The organism is Terrabacter tumescens, assembly GCF_014646815.1.
Classification (GTDB): domain Bacteria; phylum Actinomycetota; class Actinomycetes; order Actinomycetales; family Dermatophilaceae; genus Terrabacter; species Terrabacter tumescens.
In genome coordinates this window covers 247,805-268,402 of sequence record NZ_BMNZ01000006.1, presented here as the reverse complement: position 1 = coordinate 268,402, position 20,598 = coordinate 247,805, and the positions used below count along the sequence as shown (strand labels likewise).

Annotated in this window: 16 protein-coding genes; 6 read left to right on the top strand and 10 right to left on the bottom strand. The window is 71.6% G+C overall.

Features of this window, described 5'->3' with window-relative positions; all coding sequences use genetic code 11:
- Window positions 1-106: 106 nt before the first annotated feature.
- Genes glgX through treZ form a run of 3 tightly spaced genes read left to right on the top strand, consistent with a single transcriptional unit; the run spans window position 107 to window position 6,542 of the window.
- Complete coding sequence (gene glgX / locus IEY30_RS16500; RefSeq protein WP_030202783.1) at window positions 107-2,278, top strand: glycogen debranching protein GlgX; 2,172 nt, start codon at window positions 107-109, stop codon at window positions 2,276-2,278.
- The gene (gene treY / locus IEY30_RS16495) at window positions 2,275-4,704 is read left to right on the top strand and encodes a malto-oligosyltrehalose synthase (protein WP_188960159.1); all 2,430 of its coding nucleotides are present in this window, start codon (window positions 2,275-2,277) and stop codon (window positions 4,702-4,704) included. Before glgX ends, treY begins: the two co-directional genes overlap by 4 nt.
- Window positions 4,701-6,542: a malto-oligosyltrehalose trehalohydrolase gene (gene treZ, locus IEY30_RS16490; protein ID WP_030202780.1), complete on the top strand. Its 1,842-nt coding sequence runs from the start codon at window positions 4,701-4,703 to the stop codon at window positions 6,540-6,542. Before treY ends, treZ begins: the two co-directional genes overlap by 4 nt.
- 314 nt (window positions 6,543-6,856) lie before the next feature.
- Here treZ and IEY30_RS16485 read toward each other — a convergent pair whose 3' ends face one another.
- Complete coding sequence (locus tag IEY30_RS16485) at window positions 6,857-7,825, bottom strand: acyl-CoA thioesterase (RefSeq protein WP_030202778.1); 969 nt, start codon at window positions 7,823-7,825, stop codon at window positions 6,857-6,859.
- Window positions 7,826-7,877: 52 nt separating this feature from the next.
- Complete coding sequence (locus IEY30_RS16480) at window positions 7,878-10,031, bottom strand: RecQ family ATP-dependent DNA helicase (RefSeq protein ID WP_052358988.1); 2,154 nt, start codon at window positions 10,029-10,031, stop codon at window positions 7,878-7,880.
- A 123-nt stretch (window positions 10,032-10,154) separates the two neighbouring features.
- Between IEY30_RS16480 and IEY30_RS16475 the strand changes: the two genes are divergently transcribed.
- Complete coding sequence (locus IEY30_RS16475) at window positions 10,155-10,640, top strand: acyl-CoA thioesterase (RefSeq protein ID WP_030202776.1); 486 nt, start codon at window positions 10,155-10,157, stop codon at window positions 10,638-10,640.
- Window positions 10,637-11,275 (top strand): DUF8185 domain-containing protein, encoded by a 639-nt coding sequence (locus tag IEY30_RS16470; protein WP_052358987.1) that lies wholly within the window; start codon window positions 10,637-10,639, stop codon window positions 11,273-11,275. Before IEY30_RS16475 ends, IEY30_RS16470 begins: the two co-directional genes overlap by 4 nt.
- 58 nt (window positions 11,276-11,333) lie before the next feature.
- On the opposite strand, the gene IEY30_RS16465 is transcribed toward IEY30_RS16470, so the two are convergent.
- The 5 genes from IEY30_RS16465 to IEY30_RS16445 form a co-directional block, all read right to left on the bottom strand.
- Window positions 11,334-12,122, bottom strand: coding sequence for a glycerophosphodiester phosphodiesterase family protein (locus tag IEY30_RS16465; protein WP_030202761.1), 789 nt, complete (start codon window positions 12,120-12,122; stop codon window positions 11,334-11,336).
- Between the two features lie 80 nt (window positions 12,123-12,202).
- Complete coding sequence (locus tag IEY30_RS16460; protein WP_030202758.1) at window positions 12,203-12,640, bottom strand: hypothetical protein; 438 nt, start codon at window positions 12,638-12,640, stop codon at window positions 12,203-12,205.
- Window positions 12,637-15,408 carry a hypothetical protein gene (locus tag IEY30_RS16455; protein WP_030202757.1) on the bottom strand — a complete coding sequence of 924 codons (2,772 nt, stop codon included), beginning with the start codon at window positions 15,406-15,408 and terminating at the stop codon, window positions 12,637-12,639. The genes IEY30_RS16460 and IEY30_RS16455 overlap by 4 nt, the downstream gene beginning before the upstream one ends.
- Window positions 15,405-15,758 carry a hypothetical protein gene (locus tag IEY30_RS16450; protein WP_030202756.1) on the bottom strand — a complete coding sequence of 118 codons (354 nt, stop codon included), beginning with the start codon at window positions 15,756-15,758 and terminating at the stop codon, window positions 15,405-15,407. The genes IEY30_RS16455 and IEY30_RS16450 overlap by 4 nt, the downstream gene beginning before the upstream one ends.
- A 133-nt stretch (window positions 15,759-15,891) precedes the next feature.
- Window positions 15,892-17,646 carry a glycoside hydrolase family 13 protein gene (locus IEY30_RS16445; RefSeq protein ID WP_043417387.1) on the bottom strand — a complete coding sequence of 585 codons (1,755 nt, stop codon included), beginning with the start codon at window positions 17,644-17,646 and terminating at the stop codon, window positions 15,892-15,894.
- Between the two features lie 239 nt (window positions 17,647-17,885).
- On the opposite strand from IEY30_RS16445, the gene IEY30_RS16440 reads away from it, so the two are divergent.
- Window positions 17,886-18,293: an NUDIX hydrolase gene (locus IEY30_RS16440; protein ID WP_030202744.1), complete on the top strand. Its 408-nt coding sequence runs from the start codon at window positions 17,886-17,888 to the stop codon at window positions 18,291-18,293.
- Window positions 18,294-18,338: 45 nt separating this feature from the next.
- On the opposite strand, the gene IEY30_RS16435 is transcribed toward IEY30_RS16440, so the two are convergent.
- The 3 genes from IEY30_RS16435 to IEY30_RS16425 form a co-directional block, all read right to left on the bottom strand.
- Entirely contained in the window at window positions 18,339-18,986 is a 648-nt protein-coding gene (locus tag IEY30_RS16435) for a hypothetical protein (RefSeq protein ID WP_030202733.1), read from the bottom strand.
- 144 nt (window positions 18,987-19,130) lie between these two features.
- A complete protein-coding gene (locus IEY30_RS16430) occupies window positions 19,131-19,517 on the bottom strand; it encodes a globin (RefSeq protein WP_052358985.1) in 387 nt (128 codons plus the stop codon).
- Between the two features lie 31 nt (window positions 19,518-19,548).
- A complete protein-coding gene (locus tag IEY30_RS16425; RefSeq protein WP_308423765.1) occupies window positions 19,549-20,472 on the bottom strand; it encodes a mechanosensitive ion channel family protein in 924 nt (307 codons plus the stop codon).
- Window positions 20,473-20,598 lie beyond the last annotated feature (126 nt).

Below are 20,598 nucleotides of genomic sequence, written 5' to 3'. Positions count from 1 at the left end.
CGGGCGTCGACAGGGGAGAATGCGCTGAGCGGCCACCGTCGTCCGCAGGTCGCCACGCCGTGGCGCCGCGGCTCTGCGCCGCGACCGAACGACGGAAAGTAGGTCCATGGAGATCTGGCCGGGCAAGCCCTACCCCCTCGGAGCGACGTACGACGGCTCCGGGGTCAACTTCGCGGTCTTCTCCGAGGCGGCCGAGCGAGTCGAGCTGTGCCTGCTCGACGACGACCTCACCGAGACGAGACTCGACCTGCCCGAGACGGACGGTTTCGTCTGGCACGGCTACGTGCCCTACGTGCAGCCCGGGCAGCGCTACGGCTTCCGCGTCCACGGGCCCTACGACCCGGAGAACGGTCACCGCTGCAACCCGAGCAAGTTCCTGCTCGACCCCTATGCCAAGGCGATCGAGGGCCAGGCCGAGAACGACCAGTCGCTCTACTCGTACACCTTCGGCGACCCCGAGGCCGCGACCACGACGAAGATCAACACCGACGACAACGTGCGCCACACGATGCACTCCGTCGTCATCAACCCGTTCTTCGACTGGGGCGACGACCGCCCGCCTCGCCACGAGTACCACGAGAGCATCATCTACGAGGCCCACGTCAAGGGTCTGACGATGCTCCACCCGGAGATCCCCGAGGAGATCCGCGGCACCTACGCCGGCATCTCCCATCCGGCGATGATCAAGCACCTCAGCGACCTCGGCATCACCGCCATCGAGCTGATGCCGGTCCACCAGTTCGTCCAGGACGCGCCGCTCGTGGACCGGGGGCTGTCGAACTACTGGGGCTACAACACCATCGGCTTCCTCGCACCGCACAACGAGTACGCCGCCGGCGGCCAGCGCGGGCAGCAGGTGCTCGAGTTCAAGGCCATGGTCAAGGCGCTGCACGCCGCGAACATCGAGGTCATCCTCGACGTCGTCTACAACCACACCGCCGAGGGCAACCACATGGGCCCGACGCTGGCGTTCCGTGGCCTCGACAACAACAGCTACTACCGCCTCGTCAGCGACGACCTGTCGCACTACTACGACACGACCGGCACCGGCAACAGCCTGCTCATGCGTAGCCCCCACGTGCTGCAGCTCATCATGGACTCGCTGCGCTACTGGGTCACCGAGATGCACGTCGACGGCTTCCGCTTCGACCTCGCCGCGACCCTGGCACGCCAGTTCCACGAGGTCGACAAGCTGTCGGCGTTCTTCGACCTCATCCAGCAGGACCCGGTCGTCAGCCAGGTCAAGCTCATCGCTGAGCCGTGGGACGTCGGCGAGGGGGGCTACCAGGTCGGCAACTTCCCGCCGCTGTGGACCGAGTGGAACGGCAAGTTCCGCGACACGGTGCGCGACTTCTGGCGCGGCGAGGGCGGCGCGCTCGGCGAGTTCGCCTCTCGCTTCACCGGATCCAGCGACCTCTACGAGCACTCGGGCCGCAAGCCGATCGCCTCGATCAACTTCGTCACGGCCCACGACGGCTTCACGCTGCGCGACCTCGTGTCCTACAACGAGAAGCACAACGACGCCAACGGCGAGGGCAACAACGACGGCGAGAGCCACAACCGCTCGTGGAACTGCGGCGTCGAGGGGCCGACCACCGACCCCGAGATCCGTGACCTGCGGATGCGTCAGCAGCGCAACTTCCTCACCACGCTCCTCTTCTCGCAGGGCGTGCCGATGATGCTCCACGGCGACGAGCTCGGCCGCACGCAGGGCGGCAACAACAACGGCTACTGCCAGGACAACGACATCTCGTGGATCCAGTGGGTCCTCGACGAGGACGACCAGAAGCTGCTCGTCTTCACGCAGTCGCTCGTCAAGCTGCGCCGTGAGCACCCGGTCTTCCGCCGCCGCCGCTTCTTCGCCGGCAACGCCGACCACGGCGGCGAGAGCGACCTCGGTGACATCGCCTGGTTCACGCCGGAGGCCCAGCACATGGACGAGGAGGACTGGAGCAACGGCCAGGCCAAGTCGCTCATGATCTTCCTCAACGGCTCGGCCATCCCCGAGCCGGACCCGCGCGGGCAGCAGATCCTCGACGACTCGTTCCTCGTGATGTTCAACGCCCACGACGAGCCGCTCGCCTTCACGCTGCCCGACGAGGAGTACGGCGCCCAGTGGCTCCCCGTGATCGACACCGCGCTGCACGAGGTCGAGGCCAACCCGCTCGAGCCGACGTGGCAGATCCAGGTCCAGCCGCGCAGCATCGTCGTCCTGCGGTGTCCGCGCGAGATCGTCTCGGCCATCATCCCGGGCGTCACGGAGGAGGCCACGGCGTGAGGTACTCCAGCGCACCGGTCTCGACCCACCGGCTCCAGCTCGAGCCGGACTTCACCCTCGACGACGCGGTGGCACAGGTGGATCACCTTGCGGCACTGGGGATCACGCACCTCTACCTGTCGCCGATCCTGCAGGCGACGGTCGGCTCGAAGCACGGCTACGACGTCACCGACCACACGTCGGTGGCCGAGGGTCTCGGCGGCGACGCCGGCTTCGCCCGGCTCGTCGAGGCCGCCCACGCAGCAGGGCTGGGCATCGTCGTCGACGTCGTGCCCAACCACATGACGACCCCGACGCCGCTCTCGCTCAACCGCCCGCTGTGGTCGGTGCTCCGCGAGGGCCGGCAGTCGGCATACGCCACGTGGTTCGACGTCGACTGGGACGCCCAGGACGGCCACATCCTCATGCCCGTGCTCGGCGCCCCGCTCGAGGAGGTGCTCGCCGCGGGCGAGATCTCCGTGGGTGAGCACGAGGGCGAGCCGGTCGTGCAGTACTACGACCATGTCTTCCCGCTCGCCCCGGGCACCGACGCGCGTATGCCGCTGGGTGACCTCCTCGACTGCCAGCACTACCGCCTCGCGTCGTGGACGGTCGGCGACTCCGAGCTGAACTACCGCCGCTTCTTCGACGTCACGTCCCTCATCGCGGTGCGCGTCGAGGAGCCCGAGGTGTTCGACGCGACGCACGCGCTGCTCGTCGACGGCATCCGCTCGGGCGCCATCGACGGCCTGCGGATCGACCACCCCGACGGCCTCGCCGACCCCGGGGGCTACCTCGAGCGCCTCGGCGACGCGACCGGCGACGCCTGGGTCGTCGTCGAGAAGATCCTCGAGGGCGACGAGCAGCTGCCGCACGCGTGGCGGACGGCCGGGACGACGGGCTACGACGCGCTGCTGCGCATCGGCGGCCTCTTCGTCGACCACGCCGGCGCCGCCCCGCTCGACGACCTGTCGACCGAGCTGCTCGGTGAGCGGCAGGACCTCGCCGAGATCGTCACCGAGTCCAAGCGGTGGGTGGTGCAGGTCATGCTCGCCACCGAGGTGACCCGCCTCATGCGGCTCGTGGCCCGCGCGCGCCCCGACCTCGAGGAGTCCGCGGCCCGGGAGGTGCTGGAGGCGATGCTCGTCGGGATGGACCGCTACCGCGTCTACCTGCGGCCCGGCACCCCCGCCGCGGCCGCGGACCGCGAGGAGCTCGAGGCCGCCGCGGCGCACGGGGGTGAGAGCGCAAAGGCTGCGCTCGACGCCTCCACGGTGCGCGGCGTCGTCGACCTGGCACTGGGCATGGGCGCCGTCCGGGACGAGGCCGCGCGTGACGAGTTCGTCGTGCGCTTCCAGCAGACGTGCGGGCCGGCCATGGCCAAGGCGATCGAGGACACGGCGTACTACCGCTACGTGCGGCTCGTCGGGCTCAACGAGGTGGGCGGCGACCCGACGCGGGTGGGGCTGGCGACAGCTGAGTTCCACGGGTTCGCCGAGAGCCTGCTGCGGGAGTGGCCGCAGTCCATGACCACGCTGTCGACGCACGACACGAAGCGCGCCGAGGACGTGCGGGCGCGGCTCTTCGTGCTCGCCGAGCGCCCCGACGCGTGGGCGACCTGGGTGCGCACGGCTCGAGAGCTCGCCGGCCCGGTGCGAGCGGACGAGCTCGACGCGCTGACCGAGTACTTCCTCTGGCAGACCGTCGTCGGTGCGTGGCCGATCACCGAGGAACGGCTGCAGGCCTACGCGCTCAAGGCGATTCGCGAGTCGAAGCTCCACACGCGGTGGACCGAGCCCGACGAGGCGTACGAGGCGGCCGTCAAGCGTTTCGTGTCCGGTGTCGTGACGACGCCTGAGATCGTCGCTCACGTGGAGGCCTGGGTCGAGGCGACGGGGCTCGAGACACGGACCAACGTGCTGGGCCAGAAGCTCGTGCAGCTGACGATGCCCGGCGTGCCCGACGTCTACCAGGGCACCGACCTCGTCGACCTGTCGCTCGTCGACCCCGACAACCGTCGCGCCGTCGACTACGCGGAGCGACGCGACCGCCTCGCGCGGCTCGACGGCGGCGCATCCCCGGCCGACCTCCACGACGAGAAGCTCCTCGTCACGAGTGCGGCGCTGCGCACCCGCCGCGAGCGCTCGGCGTCCTTCACCGGCGAAGCCGCGAACTACTTGCCCGTCGGCACGACGTCGCAGCACGCCGTGGCCTTCGCACGCGGCACGGGCGATGGCGTCGATGTCGTGACCGTCGTGACCCGGCTCGCCGGGAGGCTCGCTGACGCAGGCGGCTTCGGTGACGCCGAGCTCGAGCTGCCCGACGGCCGGTGGCGCGACGTGCTCTCCGATCGCGCCTTCGACGGCGGCGCGACCCGTCTCGCCGACGTGATCGGCCCGGACGGCCTGCCGGTCGCCCTGCTCGTGCGGGTAGGGGACGAGGCATGAACGCCCCCACCGCTCCCGACACCGGCACCATCCGCGTCTGGGCGCCGCTCGCGTCGCGCGTCGACGTCCTCGTGACGCCGGTCGAGGGTCGGCGCGAGCCGACATCCGCCGCCCGGTGCCACGCCATGACCGCCGAGGACGGCGGCTGGTGGTCGTGGACGAGGCCCGACGCCGGCACGCTCGACTACTCCTTCAGCCTCGACGGTGGGGACCCGCGTCCCGACCCGCGCAGTGCCTGGCTGCCCCACGGAGTCCACGGTGCGAGCCGCACCTTCGACCCCGCCGCGCACACCTGGGGCGACGGGGACTGGCGCGGCACCCGCGACGGCCGCGGCGTGCTGGGCGGGGTCGTCTACGAGTTGCACGTCGGCACCTTCACCCCCGAGGGCACCCTCGACGCCGCCATCGGCCACCTCGGGCACCTCGTCGACCTCGGGGTCGACGTCGTCGAGGTCATGCCGGTCGCGGCCTTCGGCGGCACGCACGGCTGGGGGTACGACGGCGTTGCGCCGTATGCCGTCCAGCAGGCCTACGGGGGCCCGGCCGCGTTCCAGCGCTTCGTCGACGCGTGCCACGCGCGCGGTCTCGGGGTGTGCCTCGACGTCGTCTACAACCACCTCGGACCCACGGGCAACTACCTCGCCGAGTTCGGGCCCTACTTCACCGCCACGCACACGACCCCCTGGGGGCCGGCCGTCAACCTCGACGCCGACGGCAGCACCGAGGTCCGCCGCTGGGTGATCGACAACGCGCTCCGGTGGTTCCGCGACTTCCACGTCGACGCGCTGCGCCTCGACGCCGTCCACGAGCTGCGCGACGAGTCCGAGCGGCACGTCCTCGCCGAGCTCTCCGACGAGACCGCCTCTCTCGCAACGCAGCTCGGTCGTCCGCTCGACCTCATCGCCGAGAGTGACCTCAACGACGCCGTCATGGTGACCCCGACTGCCGAGGGTGGCCGCGGGATGACCGCGCAGTGGGACGACGACATCCACCATGCCCTCCACGTCGCGCTGACGGGCGAGACCCAGGGCTACTACGCCGACTTCGCCGGCGGCACCGAGGCGTGGCCCGAGGGCGGACCCATCTCCGTGCTCGCCAAGACGCTCTCCGATGCCTTCTTGCACGACGGTCGGATGTCGACGTTCCGGGGCGCCGTCTGGGGCTCCCGCGTCGACCAGGAGGCGCGCTCCGGGCACGAGTTCCTCGCCTACCTCCAGACCCACGACCAGGTCGGCAACCGCGCCACCGGTGACCGCATCAGCGACCAGATCTCACCGGGACAGCAGGCCGTCGGTGCCGCGCTCTACCTGCTCTCGCCGTTCACTGCCATGGTCTTCATGGGGGAGGAGTGGCGCGCGAGCACCCCGTTCGCGTTCTTCACCTCCTTCGAGGAGGACTGGCTCGCGGACGCGGTCCGGTCGGGCCGGCGCGCGGAGTTCGCGGCCCACGGGTGGGACGAGGCCGACGTGCCCGACCCGCAGGACCCGGCGACGCGCGCCCGCAGCGTGCTCGACTGGAGCGAGCCGACCGCGCCCGGGCACAACGAGATGCTCCACTTCTACCGTGAGCTGATCAAGGTGCGCCGCACGCAGCCCGACGTCGCGTCCGGCGACCTGCGCGCCACGTCGGTTCGCTTCGACGAGGACGCGAAGTGGCTCATCCTGTCGCGTGGTGCCGTCCACGCTGTCGCCAACCTCGCGGGCCGCTCGCAGGTGATCCCCTTCGACGGCGAGGTCGAGCACATCCTCGCGTCGTGGGGCCGGGCACCGATCGTCGACAGCAACGGCGTGCGCCTCGATGGCCACGACGTCGCGGTCCTGCGCACCACCACCATCTGAGCAACCCCCACCTCAAACGCCCACTCGAGTGGCCGCTGCGTCACTCCTGCCCCAGGCGGGATGGTGCGCGTGGGGCGGGATGGCCACTCGAGTGCGCAGCACGCGTCGCCCGTCTCCTACTCGAGTGGCCGCTGCGTCACTCCTGCCCCAGGCGGGATGGTGGGCGTGGGGCCGGTGGCCGCTCGAGTGGCGGCGCGCGTCCGCCCATTGCCTACTCGAGTGGCCGCTGCGTCACTCCTGCCCCAGGCAGGGGTGGGACGCGTGGGGCCGAGCGGCCACTCGAGTGGGCGCGTGGGGCTACGGGGGCGTCAGGGTCAGGACTGCTTGACGCGGACCATGCCCTCCTGGGCCGTCGTGGCGACGAGGGTGCCGTCCTGGCTGTAGATCTCACCGATCGACAGGCCGCGTCCGCTCACGGCCGACGGCGACTGCTGGGCGTAGAGCAGCCACTCGTCGGCGCGGACGTCCCGGTGGAACCACATCGAGTGGTCCAGGCTCGCCACCCGCAGGCGCCGGTCGGTCCAGACGAGGCCGTGCCGTCGCAGCACCGGTTCGAGCAGCGAGTAGTCGCTGGAGTAGGCCAGCACGGCGGCGTGGAGCAGCGGGTCGTCGGGCAGCCGCTCGACGGCGCGCATCCACACGTGGTTGGTCGCCACCTGCTCGGGACCCGCGTCGAGGAACATGTTGCTCTCGACGGGACGCAGCTCGATCGGGCGTGACTCGGCGATGTGGCGCGCACCCGGGTGGTCGACGCCGCGGAAGGCGTCAGCCAGGGAAGCGAGCCCGTCCGGACCCGCGACGGCGGGCATCGTGTCCTGGTGGTCGAGACCGCCGGCCCGCTCCTGGAAGGAGCAGGTCATGGACATGATCGGGGCCCCCTTCTGGACGGCGTGCACCCGCCGGGTGGAGAAGGAGTTGCCGTCACGCATCTCCTCGACGGCGAACCGGATCGGCAGCGTGTCGTCACCGGGCCGCATGAAGTAGCCGTGGAGCGAGTGGATGGGGCGCGCGCCGTCGCCGTCGTTGACGTCGCGCACCGTGATGCCGGCGGCCATGACGCACTGGGCGAGCACCTGCCCGCCGAAGACCCGACCATGGGGCATCTTCTGGCTCCGGCCCTCGAAGACCCGGGCGGACGACGCCCCGATCGACTCGGCGGCGTCGCGTCCCTGGACGTCGGTGACGGCGATCTGGGCGGTCCCGACGTCTCGGAGGGTCAGCACCTCGAGGAGGTCCTCGAGCGGGGGGAGCGGGCGCGGCTCGGAGGGGGCGTCTGCAGTCACAGCACGACCCTAGTGGTCCCGTCCGAGCGGTAGTCGCGGCCCGCGACCGGGGTCACGCCTCCATGGCCAGGGTCATGGGCAGCACCGCAGGCGCACCGGCGTCTCGGAGCAGGCCGGCGCAGACCGTGAGGGTCCAGCGCGAGTCGCTCACGTCGTCGATGAGCAGCACCGGTCCCGGGATGCCACTCAGGGACGAGGCGAGCTCGGCCCCCACGGCGAGGCGACCCCAGACGTTGGCCAGCCGGAAGGCGCTGTTGCCTCCGGTCTCGCCCACGGGACCGCCCTCGACGAGGTCGAGCGCGCCGAGATAGGGCAGTCGGCCGAGCTGGCCCAGTCCCGCGGCGAGCGACCCGACGAGGAGGGGACGCCGGCGAGACGGGACCGAGACGATCGCGGCAGGACGCTCCTGCCATCCCCATCCGGCGAGGACCTCGACGCAGGCGCGCAGCACCTCGGCGGGCACCTCACGGTCCTCGCCGCGGAGCAGCTCGCGCAGCCGCTGGCCCCACCCGAGGTCGCTGAGGCGGGCCAGTGCCCGACCCTCGTCCATGGCGACCGAGGGCGCGATCTTGCCCTTCAGCGGGACGCCCAGACGGTCCATGCCCGGGGGCCACTGGGCGCGGGACTCGAGCACGACGCCGGGGCGCTGGAGTCGCGAACGGGCGGTGTTGACCGCGGCCTCGGGGATCGTCGGATCGAACCAGGGCTCGACGCACCGGTCGCAGCGCCCGCACGGCTCGGCGGAGTCGTCGTCGAGCGTCTCCTGCAGGAACGCCATGCGGCAGCGGTCGGTGCGCTCGTAGTCGACCATGAGCTGCTGCTCGCGCTCCCGTGCCTCGCTGACACGGCCGTAGCGCTCGGCGTCGTAGGTCCACGGCTCGCCCGTCGCGGTCCATCCACCCGGCACGCGATGGACGGCCCCGTCCACGTCGAGCACCTTGAGGAGCAGCTCGAGGCGGGTGCGGCGGACGTCGACGATCGTCTCGAGGGCCACGGTCGACAGCGCCTTGGGTGACTCCGACAGGGCACGGACGACGGCGTCGGCCTGGTCCTGCCGCGGCATCGAGGCCGAGGCGAAGTAGCGCCAGATGTCCTTGTCCTCGGGGCCGGGCATGAGCAGCACGTCGGCGCGCTCGGTCGCGCGACCGGCTCGACCGACCTGCTGGTAGTAGGCGACGGGGGACGAGGGCGCCCCGAGGTGCAGCACGAAGCCGAGGTCGGGCTTGTCGAAGCCCATGCCGAGCGCGGAGGTCGCCACGAGCGCCTTGACCTCGTTGTCGCGCAGTGCCTCCTCGAGCCTGATCCGCTCGGACGGCTCGGTGCGACCGGTGTAGGCGGCCACCTGGTGCCCGGCGTCGCGCAGCGCGACGGCGACGTCCTCGGCCGCGGCGACCGTCAGCGCGTAGACGATGCCCGAGCCGGGGAGCTCGTCGAGGTGGGCGATGAGCCAGGCCAGCCGCTGCTCGGGCGCGGCGAGCGGGAGCACCCCGAGTCGCAGGGACGCCCGGGCCAGCGGCCCGCGGAGCGTCAGCACGTCACGGCCGCCGGCGCCGAGCTGCTCGACGACGTCGGTGACGACTCGCGCGTTGGCGGTCGCCGTCGTCGCCAGGACCGGGGTGCGCTCGGGCAGCGTTGTGAGCAGGTCGCGGATGCGGCGGTAGTCGGGCCGGAAGTCATGGCCCCAGTCGCTGATGCAGTGCGCCTCGTCGACGACGAGCAGGCCGCACGACTCGGCGAGCGCGGGGAGCTGCTCGTCGCGGAAGCGGGGGTTGTTGAGGCGCTCGGGGCTGACGAGCAGCACGTCGACCTCACCGCGAGCGAGGGAGCCGGACACCGCACCCCACTCGTCGGCGTTCGTCGAGTTGAGCGTGACGGCCTTGATGCCGGCTCGCTCGGCGGCGGCGATCTGGTCGCGCATGAGGGCCAGGAGGGGGCTGACGATGACCGTCGGGCCGGCGCCCTCGGCGCGGCGGAGGGCGGTGGCGACGAAGTAGACGGCCGACTTGCCCCACCCCGTGCGCTGCACGACGAGCACCCGACGGCGCCCGGCGACGAGCTCGTTAATGGCCTCGAGCTGGCCGTCGCGGAAGTCGACGTCGTCACGGCCCACGAGTCGCCGCAGCGCCGTCGTGGCCCGCTCGCGCAGTCCGGGGTCGACGTCGGCGACGGACGGAGCGGTGGGTGCCGAGGTGGAGGGTGACGTCATGGCACCCAACCTACGTGGCCCCACGGACACGCCCGAACGGCATACGCAGGCTGTGGACGCCGGGGCTGTCCACGCGAGGGGATGTGGACGAGCGCGACCTGGCGAGGCTGGAAGGATGGGCCCATGACGCAGACCGAACCGCAGGCGAGCCCCTATGCCGCGCACGTGTCGCTGCGCTGGTCCGACATGGACGCGTACGCGCACATCAACAACGTGCAGTTCCTCCGGCTGCTCGAGGACGCCCGCGTCATCGCCTTCCGCGACTGGTTCGACGGCGGGGGAGCGGGTGACAAGACCCTGCTCGACGAGGGCGTGCTCGTGTCGCGTCACGAGATCGAGTACCGCCGTCCCCTCGGCTTCCGGCACGCGCCCGTCGAGATCCAGATGTGGGTCTCACGGGTCGGCGGTGCGGGCTTCGACGTCGCCTACATCGTCACCGACCCCGAGGGGGTGGGCGAGGGCGAGCGCCCGGTCTACGCGGTCGCCGAGACCGAGCTCGCGCTCTACGACTTCGCGAGCGAGTCGCCCCGCCGGATGCGCGCCGAGGAGCGCGCCTCCGTCCGTGCGCACCTCGGCGAGCCCGCTCCCTTCCGGAGGCGTCGCCGGTGAGCGCCGCCCCGCAGATCGACTTCGGCGACCCGCGCGGTCTCGCCGATCTCGGCACCTACCTCGCGCGCGCGAGCCGCGCCAACCCCGCCGGCGCCGTCCGGCTCCAGGTGCTCGGCAACCTCCTCGTCACGACGGTCGCGGTCATCGAGGGGACCGGCCTCCTGGGTGAGGGCACCGTGCTCGGGATGCGCGTCGTCACGATCGCACCGTCCGACGCCGTGGACGCGACGGTGTCGTTCGCGTCGGTGAGTGACCGGCTCGCCCGCGACGGGGCGGGGTCGGTGCTGAGCGTCCCGCCGACGACCGTCCGCGCCCCGTGGAGCGGGCTGACACCCCCGCGAGACGGCTGGGAGCCTGTTGGACAGCTCGAAGGTGAGGTCGTCGACTCCATTGCGCGACAAGGGATCTCACAGGTCGCCGAAGGCACTCCGGAGAATGCCGGCGGTCACGCAGTCGAGTCGCTCCGGAGGCGCACGTGGGGCGCCATGAGTGACACCGTCCCGCCGATCGCGGCCGGACTCGCCTTCGGGGCTCACGTGCTCGGGTTCACGGCTGCCGGGGAGCGTGCGTCGATCGCTACCCACGGTCGGTGGACCCGTCTCAGCACGTCGCGAGGTCACGTCCTCGTCCGCTGAACCGATGGCGTATGCCGTGTGGCGGGGCTGATGGTCCGTCGCCTCGGGCGCCCGTCCGTCAGGTGCGACCCGTCCAGGTCCCGCGCTCGACGAGGACCTCCTTGAGCACGTCTATCCGGTCGCTGACGAGCCCGTCGACACCGAGGTCGAGCAGGCGCCGCATCTCGTCGGCGTCGTCGATGGTCCACACGTGGACCTGCTTGCCGTAACGGTGCGCCGTCTCGACGAACTGGGCGGTGACGATGCGAACAGGCCTGCCCCGCATGGGGATCGACGGCGGGACCTGGAAGACGTCAGCCGGGGTGCGGAAGATCCTGGTGAGGGCCCCGGGGGCGAAGCGAGCGAGGGCCGTGCCGACCTCGGCGGCGGCCGTGGCGACGGTGCCGCGCGCCAGGCGACGGAACTGGGAGATGTTGCGCTGGGAGAACGAGCCGACGCACACCTGGTCGTGCAGGCCGCGCTCCTGGATCAGGCGCCAGAGGGGCTCCGCCGTGCCGGGGGCCTTGAGGTCGATGTTGAGGTTGATGTCGGGCCAGGCGTCGAGGACGTCGGTGAGCAGGGGGACGTGGCCACCGTCACCGACCTCGGCGTGCGACACCTCCGACCACGGGAGGTCGCGAATCAGGCCTCGGGCGTTGCTGACGCGGTCGAGGCGCGTGTCGTGGAAGGCGACGAGCCGACCGTCGCGGGTGAGGTGCACGTCGGTCTCGAGGTGCGTGTAGCCAAGGTCGACGGCGTTGCCGAAGGCCGTCATGGTGTTCTCGAGCCCGAGGTTCGGCGCGTAGAGCGACCCGCCCCGATGGGCCAGTGCCACGGGCGTACGAGAGAGATAGGCCCGCGTCGTCATGGCATGAGGCTAGACGAACGAGTTGGCAGGGTCCGGAGGTCAGTTCCGTGAGGTCACGCACGAGCGCGGGCGAGCAACCGTCATTCGCCGTCGGCGTGAGGAAGTGCCAGGGGGGTGCGCGACATGCGTTCCCGCCAGGAGCCGTCGTCTCCTTCGCGTGACATCACCGACTCGATGATGTCGAGGGCTCGACGAGTCGGGGCGAGCGCGGCGACCTGGAAGGGCCACAGTTCAGGGTCGGGCTCTGCGCGCCACTGGAGGTCGATGCGGGAGATGGCTTGGCTCCGGGTGCAGTCCCACGCGTGAAAGCCGTCCCGGTCGACGTCTCCGGCCGCTACGAAGCCTTCCCCGACGAGTTGCGTGATGACCTCCATGACGGCCGCGTGGAGCTCAGCGGGGTCCTCGACCCCCAGCATCTCTCGAACGGTGGACCGGACGAGCCCGAGATCGATCCAGTCGTAGATCGTTCCGAGGAGCAGGTCCTCGACGACTGACCGCTGTGGATGTTCGAGCGTCACTGGATGTGGACCTTCCGTATCTGGTCGTCGGCGTAGCGCACGTCGATCGTCGCACCGCCGCTGCGCGAGCTGGCCCGCAGGCCCACCTGGATGCCGTCAGGACGCTCGAACCATTCGCCGGCGTAGCCTGGCCGCATGCGTCGCGTGGCGCCCACGGTCAACCGGTCGAACAGATGGCGGAGCGACTGTTCGTCAGGAACCATGAGCACGCCGCGCGACCTACCGCGTGGCAGCTTTTCCAGCTCCGGAATCGTCCCCCGTGACGCGATCACGGGGACCCGGTCCGTCGGGCCCAGGCGATCTTTGAGCCGGTCGACGGCCGTGGACCCTGAGCCGGACTCGGCCTCCTGAAGGGCGGCCTCGGCAGCAGCGCGGATCTCCGCGGCCCGTGCCGTGCGCACGGCTTCGGCCGTGGGCAGCGCCGGGCCCCGCGCTGCCCCGACGGCCATGGCGGGAAGGACGGTGTCGCGGGTGCCGGTGATCGCCGCGATGCGGTTCGCCAGCTCCGAGCGACGGGTGTCGTTGCGCTCGGTCTGGGCGAGCTCGACGTTGGAGCGGACCATCGAGATGACCAGGTCGTCCAGGGCGGTGCGCAGCGTCCCGCCCTCGGCGTACGTCTGCGCCGTGGAGAACAGCCCCGTGACTCCGCCCCGGAAGATCATCGCGATGACATGCGCCGCCTCCGCGAGTCCCTGCCAGGCCCTCCGGTTGAGCACGTCCTGACGTCGAGCCACGTCGACGAGCGCGGCGGACGCGGACTGGTCGAAGAACCCGAGGCGCACCACGTCGTGGCCCACGTCGGACCCTGCCTCCACCGCCCGTCGGGTCTCGTCGAGCTCGTGCTCGACGAGGCGGTCGTAGGCCGCGCCGGTGTCCCTGGCGTGCAGGCCCATCCCGGTGTCGACGGCCAAGGCGCCGACGATTCCGGTCAGCTCGTGCGTGTCCAGCCAGGGCTGCGCTCCGGTCGAGGTGGGCGCGGCGTACCGCGCTGCCGGGGCTCCGAGGGCAGGCGTGGTCAGTGCGAGGTCGACGTTGTCGCGCATCGCGGAGAGCCACTCGACGACGAGGGTCTCCAGCGGCGCTGTGGCGCGGGAGTAGATCCGTGTGGTGGAGGCGTCGAGCATCGCGAAGCGGCTCGTGCGCGAGACCTCGAGCATGATGCGAGCCCGGGTCTCGGCCATCCCCGTCGCCTCGCCGTCTGTGCCGTCCGCCGCAGCCGATGAGGCGCTCGTCAGCAGTGATCTCAGGTCGGCGTCCGAGGCGAGCCCGAGGTCGGAATGTGTCTCGATTCCGTTGGCCTCGTGGGTGATCCACCGTCGCACAAGGTGCTCGCCGACCGTGAGCCGGTCACCGCGGGAGTTGGCGAGTGCGCGTCCGGCGACTGCGGAGTCGGGGAGCGGCTCGGCCAGCAGGGCGGCCGCGGCAGAAGGGTCATCGCCGACGTGCCCGAGCAGCACGTGGAGCGCGTCGCCGGTCTGGGCGGCGTCGTCGAACCACGACGAGAACGACTGTCCGGCGTCGGGCAGCAGGGTGCTGCCGTGGCTGAGTGCGGTGTCTGCATCACGGGTCTCGGCGATCTCCGAGGTGGCGGCCGCAGCCGCGGCTCGTCGCGCCAGTCGCGCCGGGAGAAGACGGTCATCACCCGTGGCTCGTGCGCCGGCGAGGAGCTGACCGAGCAGCCAGGCGCCCGAAGCGCGGCCGCCGCTCGGGTCGGTGTGGACGGTGTCGAGGCCGGCGACCAGCTCGTCGGCCATCAGGGCTGCACCTGAAGCCAGCTGGGCTCGCGTCCTCGGGTCGGTGCCGGTCGGCGCCGCGTGGCTCGTCGCCCTGACGACGAGCGAGCCGAGGGCGCCCAACAGGGCACGCACCCGGTCGACCTTCGTCCCGGACGCCGACTGCGCCATGCCCGCCGCCATGAGCAGCCGGGACAGCCCGTCGCCGCCGAGCTCGGACATCAGGGCCTGTGCGTAGACGGGATCCTCGCCCCGCGACCGGAGTCTGGCGGTCAGAGCGTCGATGTCGCCAGCCGAGGCCAGCCCGCCGCCGACGGGTGCGGCAGCGGCCATGAGCCGCCGCGCCAGCAACCCGTCGGCGATCGCCGCGTCTCGCGACGCCCGTGCCGCGACCGCTCCGTCGGCGAACCACAGGCCGCCGGTCACGACGGTCCGCACGGCTGCTGCGCTGGTCGCCGTGCCGGCCGGCGCCGTCGTGTCGGTGACCGCGGCCACGAGTCCCGCGCACCGCCGGGCGGTCGCGCGCAGCTCCTGGACGACGCCGGCGTAGGAACGGCTGAGCCGTGCCCGCCCCATGAGCTGGTCGGACCGTGCTCGCTCGGCACCCAGCACGCCGACGGCCCCCGTCGGGTCGGGCAGCGCAGCGAGCCGGAGGACGGCCAGGGCGTGCTCGGCATCGAGCGCGTCCCACTGCCGTTGCAGCGACCGCACTCGAGCGACGGCGTGCTCGAGTGCCGCGGCATACGTCAGCAGGGACCGGGATGCGCCCGGGAGCGCCTCCACCACCCGGCGCGCCCGGGCGCCCAGCTCGTCGGCCTCGAGCCGGGCCGCCGCAGCGGCCTCACCGGTCCAGACCGCACCGAGGCGAGGTCCCAGCGTGCCGCGGACGGTCGTGGTCGCGCGGGCGCGTGCGGCTGTACGGTCGAGCGACCGCGCAGCGGCGCGCAAGGAGGCGACGTCACCGGACGGCAGCGGAAGGGCGAGCTCTCCAGCGATCGCTGCGGCCGAGTGCCCGGCCTCGGGTGCCCGGCTCACCGCAGTTCCGGCCGAGTCGAATCGCCATGTGCGGCAGGCACGTCCGTCGTGACAGCTGAAAAACCCGCGGTGACGAGCAGCTCGACGGAGCGCATCTCCAGGGTCGATCTGTCCAGCCGGTCACCGAGGGCAGCCGCCGCGTCGGCCAGGGCGTCGAAGGCGTGCGCGTGCACGACGCGGAAACGTTCGACCGCGACCCTCAGGCCCTCGGCCCCGTCGCCCAAGGCGACCGCAGCCGCCGTGCCGGCAGACGCCACGGCCGACGCGCAGGCGCTCAGCTCGGCCGGGTCGTGCGACAGGGCCAGACGCTCGCGGGACACACCGTGGGTGTCGAAGGAGTAGCGCGTCATGCACCGACCGTAGGAGAGCCGGCCGCGTCGCCCTGGCCGTCATCCACAGGCCTTGGTATGCCGTGAGGCCCCCGTCCCGAGGGACAGGGGCCTCACCTGCGGGTGGCCGTTCAGGCAGCCACCTTCAGATGCGTCAGGACCAGCGGGCCCACACCGTCGTGTCGGTCGGGACGAGGCCGGCCTCGAGCGGACCCGAGGCGACGATGACCTCGGCGCCCTCGGGCAGCGCTACGGGCTCTGCACCGAGGTTCGCCACGACGAGCACCCGGCCGTGCTGGGACGAGCCGTTGGTCAGCGCGACGACGTCAGCGGCATACCCCAGCACCCACGTGAGCGAGCCCGTGCCGAGGGACAGCTCGCGGCGCGCGGCGAGGAGCGAGCGGTAGAGCTCGAGCGTCGACCCGGCCACGCCCTCCTGCCGGTCGACGGCGTAGTCGGCGTAGACGTCGGGCTGGGGGAGCCAGGTGCTGGCACTCGGACCGAAGCCCAGCGACGGCCCGTCGGCCGACCAGGGGATCGGCACGCGGCAGCCGTCGCGGCCCGTCTCGGCGCCGGCCGTGCGGGCGAAGGTCGGGTCCTGGCGGAACTCGGCCGGCATGTCGGTCGAGTCCGGCAGACCGAGCTCCTCACCCTGGTAGATGTAGGCGCCTCCGGGCAGCGCGAGCATCAGGGCCGTGGCCGCGCGGGCGCGGCGCAGGCCGAGCGCGCGGTCGGGCTGCGGGTCGGTGGCCGAGATGCCGTTCATGCGCGGCGTGCCGGGGGCGTAGCCCAGACGCGACGCGTGGCGCACGACGTCGTGGTTGGACAGCACCCAGGTCGAGGGCGCGCCCACCGAGTCGGCGGCGTGCAGCGAAGAGGTGATGACCGCACGCAGGTCCTCGGCGATCCACGAGGCCGTGAGGAAGTCGAAGTTGAACGCCTGGTGCATCTCGTCGGGGCGGACGTAGGCGACGGCGCGCTCCTGCGGCTCGACCCAGGCCTCGGCGCACAGGATGCGGTCAGGAGTGCCGTAGGACTCGAGGATCTTGCGCCAGGCGCGGTAGATCTCGTGGACGCCGTCCTGGTCCCACATCGGGCTGCGCTTCGTGTGGTCGATGCGCGGCGCCTCCTCGGCCGGGACGTGCTCGCCCTCAGCGTGCTCGTGCTCGGCGTGGCCGAGCATCGTCGTGCGCTCCTCCTCGGTGTCGGGCAGGCCCTGCTCCTTGATGAGGCCGTGCGCGACGTCGACACGGAAGCCGTCGACACCCCGGTCGAGCCAGAAGCGCAGGATCGACTCGAACTCGGCGCGCACCTCGGGGTGCTCCCAGTTGAAGTCGGGCTGCTTCGTGTCGAAGATGTGCAGGTACCACTGGCCCGGCGTGCCGTCGGCCTCGGTGACCCGCGTCCAGGCGGCGCCGCCGAAGACGGACTCCCAGTTGTTCGGGGGCAGCTCGCCGTGCTCGCCGCGGCCCTCGCGGAACATGTAGCGCTCGCGCTCGGCCGAGCCGGGACCCGCGGCGAGGGCGGCCTTGAACCACTCGTGCTCGTCGGAGGAGTGGTTGGGCACCATGTCGACGATGACCTTGAGGCCGAGCTCGTGCGCCCGGGCGATCATCGTGTCGGCGTCGGCGAGCGAGCCGAAGATGGGGTCGATGTCGCGGTAGTCGGCGACGTCGTAGCCGGCGTCGGCCTGCGGCGAGGTGTAGAACGGCGAGAGCCAGATCGCGTCGACGCCGAGAGCGCGCAGGTGCGGCAGCCGGGAGGTGATCCCGGGCAGGTCACCGATGCCGTCACCGTCGGCGTCGGCCCACGAGCGCGGGTAGATCTGGTAGATGACCGCGTGCCGCCACCAGGCGGCGTCCGGGCGGTCCGCGGCGTGCACGGGGGTCGCGTCCTCGCGAATCACCACGTCGTGCGTCGAGTCGAGCGCCGACACGAGCTCGGAGTCGTTCAGGGTCTGGGTTGCTGATGGCGTCACGGGCCACCATCGTTCCTCATCGGACCGAAAACTCAAAGAAATTTCTGCAACTTCTTGCAACGCGTCGCTCGTGGACCGCCGTCGAGCGCCTGGGCCCACCGTCGAGCGCTTGGGCCCGCGGTCGCGGGTGCCCTCCGAGCCCACTCCCGCCCGGCACTACGGTCGGGTGCATGACGACCTTTGTGACCGCTGCGTTCTGCCTCGTGCGTGACGGGCGCCTGCTCACCGTCCGCAAGTCCGGGTCGAGCCGGTTCATGCTGCCCGGCGGCAAGATCGACCCGGGGGAGAGCGCTCGAGAGGCAGCCGTCCGCGAGGTCATGGAGGAGGTCGGTGTCGACGTCTCGGCGGTCGGCGAGCCCTTGGGACAGTTTCGCGACATCGCCGCCAACGAGCCGGACGCGTGGGTCGACGCGACCGTCTACGTCACGCACCTGCGGCCCGAGGACGCCCCGGAGCCCCTCGCCGAGATCGCCGAGCAGCGCTGGTTGGGTCTCGACGACGACCTGCCCGCCGACCTGGCGCCGTTGCTGCGCAACCACGTCGTGCCCTCGCTCCGAGCGCACCTCGCCACACGCTGAAAGGCGCTCCCGCCGAGACGGGGACGCCCTCGTCGGAAGGCTCGGTCAGCGGGGTCCGTCGTGCATGCCGATGACTCCGGCCTTGGCCGCCTTCTTCACGGCGTCGGCCTCGGCCTGGGTCAGCTTGCCGTCCTTGACGGCTTGCGCGAGCCGGTCGTCGAACGCCTTCTGCTCGTCGGCCTCGTGGGCGGCCCGGAGGTCTGCGAAGGCCGCCTTGACCTTGGCGGCGTCGATGCCGAGCTTGCTCGCGAGCTTCGTGGCCAGCTCGTCCTGCATCGTCGCCGGGTCCGGTTTGGTCGTCGGGGGCTTGCCGGGAGTGCGGCCGGCCCGCAGCTCGTCGCGGACGGCCTTGAGGGCGTCCTCGAGCTTGCTCTGGTCGACGCCGAGCTTCGTGGCGAGGGCGGAGAGGTCCGCACCCTTGCCCATCCCCATGCCCATCCCCATCCCCGGGCCGCCGTGGCGACCGCCGGGGCCCCAGCCCCTGCCGTTGCCGGGCATGCCGGGGGCGCTGTCGGTCGTGCCCTTGTTGGGGTCGCCCTGGGTCGAGGTCGCCGAAGGCGTGGGGGTCGTCGTGGTCGCGTCGTCGGCGCGGGCCACCTGGCTGACGCCGAGCCCGATGACGGCCGCGGCCGCACCGACGGCGGCGATGCCGGCCGCCTTCCTGTTGAGCGACTTGCCGTTGATCGACACCATGTGCGTCCCTCCGTCGTGGTCGCCGGGCGCTCGCCCGACCGTGAGTTCACCTAGGTCCAGAGAACACCCCGGCCAGCACCGCCGAGCCGTGAATGGGCTGTGAGTTGCTGTGAGTCCCTGGAGCGGCTCGACGTCAGCTCGACGTCAGAAGGTGCCGTCCGGGCCGGGCGCGTTAACGAGGGAGTATGCCGCCCGCGTGAGGTAGTCGCGCAGGCGGTCGTCGTTCTCGGCTGAGAGCTCGAGGGTGTCGACGGCGTTCATCATGTGCAGCAGCCAGCGGTCGCGCATGTCGGGCGTGACCTGGAACGGCATGTGACGCATCCGCAACCGCGGGTGGCCCCGCTGCTCGGAGTAGGTCGTCGGGCCGCCCCAGTACTGCTCGAAGAACATCCGCAGACGCTCCTGTGCCGGCCCGAGGTCCTCCTCGGGATAGAGCGCGCGCAGCGGCTCGTCCTCGGCGACGCCTCGGTAGAACTCGCGCACGAGCTTGTCGAAGGTCTCGTGTCCGCCGAAGTCGTCGTAGTACGTCACGCCGGACAGTCTCCCAGAGCGGCGGTCGCGCTCACTTCGCGCCCGTCCCGCCGTAGGGCGGCATCATGGGCATCGGGCTGCGCACCCCGGCCCGGTCGAAGGCCATCTTGACGCGCTCGCGGATCTCGCGCTGCACGCCGAACTGCTCGTTGGCGATCGTCTTGGCGATGACGCGCAGGGTGATGGCGCCGTTGGCGATCGACTCGACCCCGACGACGTTGGGCTCCTCGAGCAGGATGTCCTTGAACGCGTCGTCGTCGTCCATGACGCTGACGACCTCACGGATGACGGAGATCGCCTTCTCGACGTCCTGGTCGTAGGCGACCGGGATGTCGACGATGGCGGTCGACCAGCCCTGCGTCTTGTTGCCGATGCGGATGATCTCGCCGTTGCGGACGTACCACGTCATGCCGCCGGCATCGCGCAGCTGGGTGACGCGCAGCGACACGTTCTCGACGGTGCCGACGACCTCGCCGGTGTCGATGACGTCGCCGACGCCGTACTGGTCCTCGACGATCATGAAGACGCCGGACAGGAAGTCCTTGACGAGGCTCTGCGCGCCGAACGCGAGCGCGACGCCGCCGACGCTCGCCGAGGCGAGCATCGGACCGAGGGGGATGCCGACGAGCGAGAGGATCGTCAGGGCGGTGATGCCGAGCACGATGAACGTCGTGATGCTCTTGAGCAGGGCGCCCATCGTCTGGGTGCGCTGGACGTGGCGGACGTTGGCAACCCCGACCGCCTGCAGCGCGCGGCCGGCGCCGGGGATGGCCGCGAGGCGTTCGGCCCGCCGCGAGGTGGCCGTCGTGACGACCCGGTCGATGAGCCGGTGCAGCACGAAGCGGGCGACGAGTCCGACGACGAGCACGGTGAGGACGAGCAGCGGGGTGCCCACGAGCCAGTCGCCGACGCCTGCCCACGTGAGGCCGGTCAGGTCGGGCATCGAGAGGTTCACGGGCAGCTCCTGCGAGGGAGACGGACTCGGCGTCGGGTTCGGCGTCGGGGTGGACGTCCTCGGGGCGAGGGCGCGGGGCAGGGAAGCGGTCAGGTTCGTGAAGGCGTCGATCACAGGGTCTCAGTC

What these genes read in the sequence shown, in the direction of transcription:
- glgX (WP_030202783.1), top strand. Translation starts at nt 107, where the DNA reads ATGGAGATCTGGCCGGGCAAGCCCTACCCCCTCGGAGCGACGTACGAC.
- IEY30_RS16480 (WP_052358988.1), bottom strand. Translation starts at nt 10,031, where the DNA reads ATGACGTCACCCTCCACCTCGGCACCCACCGCTCCGTCCGTCGCCGAC.
- IEY30_RS16475 (WP_030202776.1), top strand. Translation starts at nt 10,155, where the DNA reads ATGACGCAGACCGAACCGCAGGCGAGCCCCTATGCCGCGCACGTGTCG.
- IEY30_RS16435 (WP_030202733.1), bottom strand. Translation starts at nt 18,986, where the DNA reads ATGGTGTCGATCAACGGCAAGTCGCTCAACAGGAAGGCGGCCGGCATC.
- IEY30_RS16450 (WP_030202756.1), bottom strand. Translation starts at nt 15,758, where the DNA reads ATGACGCGCTACTCCTTCGACACCCACGGTGTGTCCCGCGAGCGTCTG.
- treZ (WP_030202780.1), top strand. Translation starts at nt 4,701, where the DNA reads ATGAACGCCCCCACCGCTCCCGACACCGGCACCATCCGCGTCTGGGCG.
- IEY30_RS16465 (WP_030202761.1), bottom strand. Translation starts at nt 12,122, where the DNA reads ATGACGACGCGGGCCTATCTCTCTCGTACGCCCGTGGCACTGGCCCAT.
- IEY30_RS16440 (WP_030202744.1), top strand. Translation starts at nt 17,886, where the DNA reads ATGACGACCTTTGTGACCGCTGCGTTCTGCCTCGTGCGTGACGGGCGC.